The organism is Methylobacterium sp. AC433, assembly GCF_979253015.1.
The window spans coordinates 1-264 of the sequence record NZ_CEEDBN010000070.1 but is presented as its reverse complement, the minus strand read 5'-3'; the positions used below and the strand labels follow the sequence as shown (position 1 = coordinate 264).

1 protein-coding gene is annotated in these 264 nt (G+C 77.7%); it reads left to right on the top strand.

Annotation, left to right across the window (positions count from 1 at the left end; translation table 11 throughout):
* Positions 1 to 2 precede the first annotated feature (2 nt).
* Positions 3 to 264: M20/M25/M40 family metallo-hydrolase (locus AC0IWM_RS23770; protein WP_471759149.1), on the top strand; the 262-nt coding region annotated here is incomplete at its 3' end.

Here is a 264-nt window from a genome sequence, read left to right as displayed (position 1 = left end):
CGGTGACCCCGGAGGAGGGCGGCGCGCTCGCCTGGCTCGCCGGCATCCTCGATGGGGCCGGTTTCCCCGTGGAGCGCCCACGCTTCTCGGAGCCCGGCACGCCCGACATCGACACCCTCTACGCCCGCATCGGCACGGGCGCGCCCTACCTGCTGTTCGCCGGCCACACCGACGTGGTGCCCCCCGGCGCCGTCGCCCGCTGGCGCCACGGCCCCTGCGCCGGAACCGTGGAGGACGGGGTGCTGTACGGGCGCGGGGCCGTCG